The sequence below is a fragment of the Shigella sp. FC1544 genome, assembly GCF_001722145.1.
In the GTDB taxonomy this organism is placed as follows: domain Bacteria; phylum Pseudomonadota; class Gammaproteobacteria; order Enterobacterales; family Enterobacteriaceae; genus Escherichia; species Escherichia coli.
Genome location: NZ_MECT01000052.1, coordinates 1 through 9,359, shown reverse-complemented (window position 1 = coordinate 9,359; position 9,359 = coordinate 1). Strand labels below are relative to the sequence as shown.

At 50.0% G+C, this 9,359-nt stretch carries 9 protein-coding genes; 7 read left to right on the top strand and 2 right to left on the bottom strand.

The features are described from left to right. The coding region (locus tag BGK49_RS04150) for a transposase (RefSeq protein WP_032335914.1) at window positions 1–238 on the bottom strand (238 nt) is incomplete at its 3' end. Between the two features lie 20 nt (window positions 239–258). On the opposite strand from BGK49_RS04150, the gene csgC reads away from it, so the two are divergent. From csgC to clsC, 4 genes are all read left to right on the top strand, one after another. After that, window positions 259–564, top strand: a complete 306-nt coding sequence (csgC, locus tag BGK49_RS04145; RefSeq protein ID WP_046891704.1) for a curli assembly chaperone CsgC — start codon at window positions 259–261, stop codon at window positions 562–564. Window positions 565–684: 120 nt separating this feature from the next. Further along, entirely contained in the window at window positions 685–996 is a 312-nt protein-coding gene (ymdA, locus tag BGK49_RS04140; protein WP_000489579.1) for a protein YmdA, read from the top strand. Between the two features lie 95 nt (window positions 997–1,091). Beyond that, window positions 1,092–1,625, top strand: coding sequence for an O-acetyl-ADP-ribose deacetylase (gene ymdB / locus BGK49_RS04135; protein ID WP_000857405.1), 534 nt, complete (start codon window positions 1,092–1,094; stop codon window positions 1,623–1,625). Continuing rightward, complete coding sequence (gene clsC, locus BGK49_RS04130; protein WP_073817255.1) at window positions 1,567–3,048, top strand: cardiolipin synthase ClsC; 1,482 nt, start codon at window positions 1,567–1,569, stop codon at window positions 3,046–3,048. The genes ymdB and clsC overlap by 59 nt, the downstream gene beginning before the upstream one ends. 7 nt (window positions 3,049–3,055) lie before the next feature. Here the strand turns inward: clsC and mdoC are convergent, their stop codons facing one another. Then, complete coding sequence (mdoC, locus tag BGK49_RS04125) at window positions 3,056–4,213, bottom strand: glucans biosynthesis protein MdoC (RefSeq protein ID WP_001070335.1); 1,158 nt, start codon at window positions 4,211–4,213, stop codon at window positions 3,056–3,058. Window positions 4,214–4,606: 393 nt separating this feature from the next. Between mdoC and mdoG the strand changes: the two genes are divergently transcribed. The 3 genes from mdoG to BGK49_RS04100 all read left to right on the top strand — a co-directional run. Further along, entirely contained in the window at window positions 4,607–6,142 is a 1,536-nt protein-coding gene (gene mdoG, locus BGK49_RS04110) for a glucans biosynthesis protein MdoG (protein WP_001300662.1), read from the top strand. Then, on the top strand, window positions 6,135–8,678 hold the full coding sequence (mdoH, locus tag BGK49_RS04105; RefSeq protein ID WP_001295445.1) for a glucans biosynthesis glucosyltransferase MdoH: 2,544 nt from the start codon (window positions 6,135–6,137) through the stop codon (window positions 8,676–8,678). Before mdoG ends, mdoH begins: the two co-directional genes overlap by 8 nt. 212 nt (window positions 8,679–8,890) lie before the next feature. Beyond that, window positions 8,891–9,359 (top strand): IS4 family transposase (locus tag BGK49_RS04100; protein ID WP_069188159.1); only part of this gene is annotated, 469 nt, incomplete at its 3' end.

Sequence of the window (9,359 nt, the reverse complement as noted above, 5' to 3'; positions counted from 1 at the left end):
CAAGGCGAGCTTCATTTAACGCCTTACGCAGTTGCAGAATTTCAGATTCCAGTTCAGCCACCGTGCGGGAACCAGGAGTACCGAGCCCTTTTCTGGCGGCGGTAACCCATTGTCCTAAAGTGCCTTCAGGAAGGGATAATCGGGAAGCGCCTTCACTGATCGAAAGTTGATTTTCAAGAACCGTTCTGACAGCTTCGGCTTTGAACTCTTTAGAGTAACGTTGGTTTTTTCTGCTCATTATTAGCTCCTTCTGATGCCATTCTATTTCAGGAAGGAGTGTCCGTTAAACTCAGGCTACCTCAGTATACCATTATTCCTGAAGTCACTCTTACTCAATCTTGTCTGTGCAGAGTACAAATATTGTCCCTGCGCGAAGGCGGTTCAGGGCAAAGTCAGACGAAGCAAGAAAAGACCCTCTCATTGCCTGCTAATCAACCTATTGCTTTGACGAAGTTGAGTTTAAATATTTCCCCGGAAGATCGGGTGAAAATAGTTGTTACTGTTTCTGATGGACAGGCACTTCATTTATCACAACAATGGCCGCCCTCTTCAGAAAAGTCTTAATTTGTTGAAATGTCGAGCATAAGATGAATCTGGAGAGAATGGTCTGCTGCGAATCAGCCAACCTGAAAGTATGGATAACACAACCCTCAAGGATGACTAATCATTGAGGAAATAGAATAAATGTTCAGACCTTTTTTAAACTCTCTTATGCTCGGCAGTTTGTTTTTTCCTTTTATTGCCATCGCAGGAAGCACCGCGCAAGGGGGCGTGATCCATTTTTATGGCCAAATTGTGGAACCGGCATGTGACGTCAGCACCCAGTCATCACCCGTAGAAATGAACTGCCCACAGAATGGTTCTGTTCCGGGAAAAACCTATTCCAGCAAAGCGTTAATGAGCGGCAATGTCAAAAACGCGCAAGTAGCCTCAGTAAAAGTGCAGTATATTGATAAACAGAAAAAGCTGGCTGTAATGAACATCGAATATAACTAAGTTTCTGAACAACGCACGTTGCTGAGTAGAAAAATGCGATTTAACCAAAAAGCCTGCTGTACACTTAAGAAACAAGAAGGTGTTAAGGAGGCGTTATGAAAACGCGTATTCATGTTGTGCAGGGTGATATTACCAAACTGGCCGTTGATGTGATTGTGAATGCGGCTAATCCGTCATTAATGGGAGGCGGCGGCGTCGATGGGGCCATTCATCGCGCAGCGGGTCCGGCCCTGCTGGATGCCTGTTTAAAAGTCAGGCAACAGCAGGGCGATTGCCCTACGGGGCATGCCGTTATTACGCTTGCAGGCGATCTTCCCGCTAAAGCCGTAGTACACACCGTCGGGCCAGTCTGGCGTGGTGGTGAACAAAACGAAGACCAGCTTTTGCAGGATGCCTATCTCAATAGTCTGCGACTGGTGGCGGCAAACAGCTATACGTCAGTGGCATTTCCTGCAATCAGTACTGGGGTTTATGGTTACCCTCGTGCGGCAGCGGCTGAAATCGCAGTAAAAACCGTTTCAGAATTTATTACCCGTCACGCTTTACCCGAACAGGTATACTTTGTCTGTTATGATGAAGAAAACGCCCACCTCTACGAAAGACTCCTTACCCAACAAGGAGATGAATGATTTGCCCCGGCTGGCGAGCGCGGTGCTGCCACTGTGTTCGCAACATCCCGGTCAGTGTGGTCTTTTCCCTCTGGAGAAAAGTCTGGATGCGTTTGCCGCCCGGTATCGTCTGGCCGAAATGGCAGAGCATACGCTGGATGTTCAGTATTACATCTGGCAGGACGATATGTCGGGTCGGTTACTGTTTTCCGCCCTGTTAGCCGCAGCAAAGCGTGGCGTTCGCGTCCGTTTGTTGCTGGACGACAACAATACGCCCGGACTTGACGATATTTTACGCTTGCTTGACAGCCATCCCCGCATTGAAGTCCGGCTTTTTAATCCTTTCTCGTTTCGCTTGCTGCGTCCGCTTGGTTATATCACCGACTTTTCCCGTCTCAATCGCCGTATGCACAATAAAAGTTTCACTGTCGATGGCGTGGTTACCTTGGTGGGAGGACGAAATATTGGTGATGCCTATTTTGGGGCAGGGGAAGAGCCACTTTTTTCGGATTTAGATGTTATGGCAATAGGACCCGTGGTAGAGGACGTTGCCGATGATTTCGCCCGCTACTGGTATTGCAAATCGGTTTCACCCTTACAGCAGGTGCTGGATGTCCCGGAAGGTGAAATGGCGGATCGCATCGAGTTACCCGCCTCCTGGCATAACGATGCCATGACGCATCGTTACTTACGCCAAATGGAATCCAGTCCGTTTATAAATCATCTGGTTGATGGAACGTTGCCGCTTATCTGGGCGAAAACACGTTTATTAAGTGATGATCCGGCGAAAGGGGAGGGCAAGGCAAAACGGCATTCACTGTTACCGCAGCGCCTGTTCGATATCATGGGCTCACCCAGTGAACGCATCGATATTATCTCTTCCTATTTTGTACCGACACGCGCAGGTGTGGCGCAACTCTTACGGATGGTGAGAAAAGGGGTAAAGATTGCGATCCTAACCAATTCTCTTGCCGCTAACGATGTTGCTGTCGTCCATGCCGGATACGCGCGCTGGCGCAAAAAATTGCTCCGCTATGGCGTGGAATTATATGAACTCAAGCCGACGCGTGAACAAAGTAGTACGTTACACGATCGCGGCATAACCGGTAATTCCGGTGCCAGCCTGCATGCTAAAACCTTTAGCATCGATGGTAAAACGGTGTTTATCGGCTCTTTCAATTTCGATCCATGTTCGACATTGCTCAATACTGAAATGGGCTTCGTGATAGAGAGCGAAACGCTGGCACAGTTAATTGATAAACGCTTTATACAGAGCCAGTATGATGCGGCCTGGCAGCTCCGTCTGGACAGGTGGGGACGGATCAACTGGGTTGATCGTCATGCAAAGAAAGAGATTATTCTCAAAAAAGAACCCGCCACCAGTTTCTGGAAGCGGGTTATGGTCAGACTGGCGTCGATATTGCCCGTGGAATGGTTATTGTAAATGTGGCTTAACGGGCTGGTGCTTTATCGTTCTCACGCTTAACAACCGGTTTACCAGAAAACAAAAACTTCAGTAACGGGATGCGTAAATGAATTTCATACAGAATTATCGCAATCCCTACTACGAATATCAGGCCACAGAGAAAACCAAGCCAGTTGGAGGTGATGTGCGGTGTAATGTATGCGCCGAAAAACAGCGTTAACGGGTGGTGAACCAGATAGATAAATAGCGATGCGTTAACAAAGTAAGTCACCCGCGCTGACTGGAAGTTAAGCAAACGGTGGCCAAAGGAGAAGACCACATTCACCATCCACAGACCGAGGACCATGGTGATCACCGACTCGGTTTCGTACATCCAGGCATCGCCACTGCCATAGCGTTGGTTGAGTAAATAAGCGACAAATGCCAATGCTGCTGCAAGGGTACAGCCACGAGACGGCGTGGTAAACAAGGCTTTAAGATGAGGGAAAATGAAAGCCAGTGCACCGAGGATAAAGAACGGCAAATAAAATAGCGTTTGCATGACAATAAAATTGAACATGCCATTACTCAGAATGGGCGGATACACAATAAAAATCGTTCTTCTTATTACCGCATAGCCGATGCCGAGGCATAAAAAAATCACCGATAGTTTTACCATCGAGAATTTTTTATTCGTTTTATCAGAATTTTCTAAATTATTTCTGATGCGTTTAAATATCCATACGCACAGCGTCGTCATGACTACTAACACCAGTAAAAACCACAGGTGTGATATTAATTCCCAGGCCAACGTATTATATTTGTCATACAATGACAGCCCAGGCCAACTTTCTGCTTTCCCTTTGACGTATTGCAGCATAATAAATTGCGGCAATGTCAGTAAGGGGATGGCTGTTAACATCGGGATACCTACACGTTCGACACGTACTTTCCACCATTTTTTCAAGGGATAGCGTAAAAAAAGCATGTAGGAAAAGTAGCCGGATATAACGAAAAATACCAGCATGCGGAACGAGTGGATGAAGTCATTAAAAAGGGTCAGCCACAATGACGGTTCGGCGCTATTCACATGCCATGTATGGCTCGAATAGATTAAAGAAATATGAAAAGGGATCCCTAACAACATCAGCCAGGCGCGGATGGAGTCGAGGAAATATTCACGTTGCGCGGGTACTGGATTCATATATGGTTAACTAATCTCGGATTTTTCGTCTTATCCCTGTCGGGTTATGCCTTTAGGCTTGTTGCCATAGCGACACCGACCTGACCGCGCCAGGCGCAGGCTTCAAGGTTTTTATGCATAGCATCATCGCTACCACTAACCAGAATGGAAGCGTCTGTAAGACGGTTGATAAATAAAATTGCTGGCAAACCCTACACGAAGTCGATGCTTCTGTCTTTAGGAGAAGCACGGAAAGTGAAAACGGTTGCAATCAGTTGCTTAATCCATGAGCCAGCGTGCTGAACGATACCGGGATTCTGTTGTCGGAATGGCTGGTTATCCATTAAAATAGATCGGATCGATATAAGCACACAAAGGGGGAAGTGCTTACTAATTATGAAACATAAACTACAAATGATGAAAATGCGTTGGTTGAGTGCTGCAGTAATGTTAACCCTGTATACATCTTCAAGCTGGGCTTTCAGTATTGATGATGTCGCAAAGCAAGCTCAATCCTTAGCCGGGAAAGGCTATGAGGCGCCCAAAAGCAACTTGCCCTCCGTTTTCCGCGATATGAAATACGCGGACTATCAGCAGATCCAGTTTAATCATGACAAAGCGTACTGGAACAATCTGAAGACCCCATTCAAACTCGAGTTCTACCATCAGGGTATGTACTTCGATACCCCGGTCAAAATAAATGAAGTGACTGCCACCGCAGTCAAACGAATCAAATACAGCCCGGATTATTTCACTTTCGGCGATGTTCAGCATGACAAAGACACGGTAAAAGACCTTGGTTTTGCCGGTTTTAAAGTGCTTTACCCGATCAACAGCAAAGATAAAAACGATGAAATCGTCAGCATGCTCGGGGCCAGCTATTTCCGCGTGATTGGTGCAGGTCAGGTTTATGGCCTTTCTGCCCGCGGCCTGGCAATTGATACCGCCTTGCCATCGGGTGAAGAATTTCCACGCTTCAAAGAGTTCTGGATCGAGCGTCCAAAACCGACTGATAAACGTTTAACCATTTATGCATTGCTTGACTCGCCGCGCGCGACAGGTGCTTACAAATTCGTGGTTATGCCAGGGCGTGACACGGTTGTGGATGTGCAGTCGAAAATCTATCTGCGCGATAAAGTCGGCAAACTGGGGGTTGCACCGTTAACCAGTATGTTCCTGTTTGGGCCGAACCAACCGTCGCCTGCAAATAACTATCGTCCGGAGTTGCACGACTCTAACGGTCTCTCTATCCATGCCGGTAATGGCGAATGGATCTGGCGTCCGTTGAATAACCCGAAACATTTAGCGGTTAGCAGCTTCTCGATGGAGAACCCGCAAGGCTTCGGTCTGTTGCAGCGCGGTCGTGATTTCTCCCGCTTTGAAGATCTCGATGATCGTTACGATCTTCGTCCAAGCGCATGGGTGACTCCGAAAGGGGAGTGGGGTAAAGGCAGCGTTGAGCTGGTGGAAATTCCAACCAACGATGAAACCAACGATAACATCGTCGCTTACTGGACGCCGGATCAGCTGCCGGAGCCGGGTAAAGAGATGAACTTTAAATACACCATCACCTTCAGCCGTGATGAAGACAAACTGCATGCGCCAGATAACGCATGGGTGCAACAAACGCGTCGTTCAACGGGGGATGTGAAGCAGTCGAACCTGATTCGCCAGCCTGACGGTACTATCGCCTTTGTGGTCGATTTTACCGGCGCAGAGATGAAAAAACTGCCAGAGGATACCCCGGTCACAGCGCAAACCAGCATTGGTGATAATGGTGAGATAGTTGAAAGCACGGTGCGCTATAACCCGGTTACCAAAGGCTGGCGTCTGGTGATGCGTGTGAAAGTGAAAGATGCCAAGAAAACCACTGAAATGCGTGCTGCGCTGGTGAATGCCGATCAGACGTTGAGTGAAACCTGGAGCTACCAGTTACCTGCCAATGAATAAGACAACTGAGTACATTGACGCAATGCCCATCGCCGCAAGCGAGAAAGCGGCATTGCCGAAGACTGATATCCGCGCCGTACATCAGGCGCTGGATGCCGAACACCGCACCTGGGCGCGGGAGGATGATTCCCCGCAAGGCTCGGTAAAGGCGCGTCTGGAACAAGCCTGGCCAGATTCACTTGCTGATGGACAGTTAATTAAAGACGACGAAGGGCGCGATCAGCTGAAGGCGATGCCAGAAGCAAAACGCTCCTCGATGTTTCCCGACCCGTGGCGTACCAACCCGGTAGGCCGTTTCTGGGATCGCCTGCGTGGACGCGATGTCACGCCGCGCTATCTGGCTCGTTTGACCAAAGAAGAGCAGGAGAGCGAGCAAAAGTGGCGTACCGTCGGTACCATCCGCCGTTACATTCTGTTGATCCTGACGCTCGCGCAAACTGTCGTCGCGACCTGGTATATGAAGACCATTCTTCCTTATCAGGGTTGGGCGCTGATTAATCCTATGGATATGGTTGGTCAGGATTTGTGGGTTTCCTTTATGCAGCTTCTGCCTTATATGCTGCAAACCGGTATCCTGATCCTCTTTGCGGTACTGTTCTGTTGGGTGTCCGCCGGATTCTGGACGGCGTTAATGGGCTTCCTGCAACTGCTTATTGGTCGCGATAAATACAGTATATCTGCGTCAACAGTTGGCGATGAACCATTAAACCCGGAGCATCGCACGGCGTTGATCATGCCTATCTGTAACGAAGACGTGAACCGTGTTTTTGCTGGCCTGCGTGCAACGTGGGAATCAGTAAAAGCCACCGGGAATGCCAAACACTTTGATGTCTACATTCTTAGTGACAGTTATAACCCGGATATCTGCGTCGCAGAGCAAAAAGCCTGGATGGAGCTTATCGCTGAAGTCGGTGGCGAAGGTCAGATTTTCTATCGCCGCCGCCGTCGCCGCGTGAAGCGTAAAAGCGGTAATATCGATGACTTCTGCCGTCGCTGGGGCAGCCAGTACAGCTACATGGTGGTGCTGGATGCTGACTCGGTAATGACCGGTGATTGTTTGTGCGGGCTGGTGCGCCTGATGGAAGCCAACCCGAACGCCGGGATCATTCAGTCGTCGCCGAAAGCGTCCGGTATGGATACGCTGTATGCGCGCTGTCAGCAGTTCGCGACCCGCGTGTATGGGCCACTGTTTACAGCCGGTTTGCACTTCTGGCAACTTGGCGAGTCGCACTACTGGGGACATAACGCGATTATCCGCGTGAAACCGTTTATCGAGCACTGCGCACTGGCTCCGCTGCCGGGCGAAGGTTCCTTTGCCGGTTCAATCCTGTCACATGACTTTGTAGAAGCGGCGTTGATGCGCCGTGCAGGTTGGGGGGTCTGGATTGCTTACGATCTCCCGGGTTCTTATGAAGAATTACCGCCTAACTTGCTTGATGAGCTAAAACGTGACCGCCGCTGGTGCCACGGTAACCTGATGAACTTCCGTCTGTTCCTGGTGAAGGGTATGCACCCGGTTCACCGTGCGGTGTTCCTGACGGGCGTGATGTCTTATCTCTCCGCTCCGCTGTGGTTTATGTTCCTCGCGCTCTCTACTGCATTGCAGGTAGTACATGCGTTGACCGAACCGCAATACTTCCTGCAACCACGGCAGTTGTTCCCGGTGTGGCCGCAGTGGCGTCCTGAGCTGGCGATTGCACTTTTTGCTTCGACTATGGTGCTGTTGTTCCTGCCGAAGTTATTGAGCATTTTGCTTATCTGGTGCAAAGGAACGAAAGAATACGGCGGCTTCTGGCGCGTTACATTATCGTTGCTACTGGAAGTGCTTTTTTCCGTGCTGCTGGCTCCGGTACGCATGCTGTTCCATACGGTCTTCGTTGTCAGCGCGTTCCTTGGCTGGGAAGTGGTGTGGAATTCACCGCAGCGTGATGATGACTCCACTTCCTGGGGTGAAGCGTTCAAACGCCACGGCTCACAGCTGCTGTTAGGGTTAGTGTGGGCTGTTGGGATGGCGTGGCTGGATCTGCGTTTCCTGTTCTGGCTGGCACCGATTGTCTTCTCGTTGATCCTGTCACCGTTTGTTTCGGTGATTTCCAGCCGTGCCACCGTTGGTCTGCGAACCAAACGCTGGAAACTGTTCCTGATCCCGGAAGAGTATTCACCGCCGCAGGTGCTGGTTGATACCGATCGCTTCCTTGAGATGAATCGTCAACGCTCCCTTGATGATGGTTTTATGCACGCGGTGTTTAACCCGTCATTTAACGCTCTGGCAACCGCAATGGCGACCGCGCGTCACCGCGCCAGTAAGGTGCTGGAAATCGCCCGTGACCGCCACGTTGAACAGGCGCTTAACGAGACGCCAGAGAAGCTGAATCGCGATCGTCGCCTGGTGCTGCTAAGCGATCCGGTGACGATGGCCCGTCTGCATTTCCGTGTCTGGAATTCCCCGGAGAGATATTCTTCATGGGTGAGTTATTACGAAGGGATAAAGCTCAATCCACTGGCATTGCGTAAACCGGATGCGGCTTCGCAATAAAAACGTAGTTGCCTGATGCGCTACGCTTATCAGGCCTACATCGTTCCTGCAATTTATTGATTTTGCAAGATTTTGTAGGTTGGGTAAGGCGTTCACGCCGCATCCGGCAAAAACAACGAGCCAATAAAAATACCGGCGTTATGCCGTAATGCCGATCAGTTAAGGATCAGTTGACCGATCCAGTGGCTGTGTAAGAATCCGGAAACGCTCACTTGTTTCCGGATTTTTTTATGCACATTGGACAGGCTCTTGATCTGGTATCCCGTTACGATTCTCTGCGTAACCCACTGACTTCTCTGGGGGATTACCTCGACCCCGAACTCATCTCTCGTTGCCTTGCCGAATCAGGTACTGTAACGCTACGCAAGCGCCGTCTTCCCCTCGAAATGATGGTCTGGTGTATTGTTGGCATGGCGCTTGAGCGTAAAGAACCTCTTCACCAGATTGTGAATCGCCTGGACATCATGCTGCCGGGCAATCGCCCCTTCGTTGCCCCCAGTGCCGTTATTCAGGCCCGCCAGCGCCTGGGAAGTGAGGCTGTCCGCCGCGTGTTCACGAAAACAGCGCAGCTCTGGCATAACGCCACGCCGCATCCGCACTGGTGCGGCCTGACCCTGCTGGCCATCGATGGTGTGTTCTGGCGCACACCGGATACACCAGAGAACGATGCAGCCTTCCCCC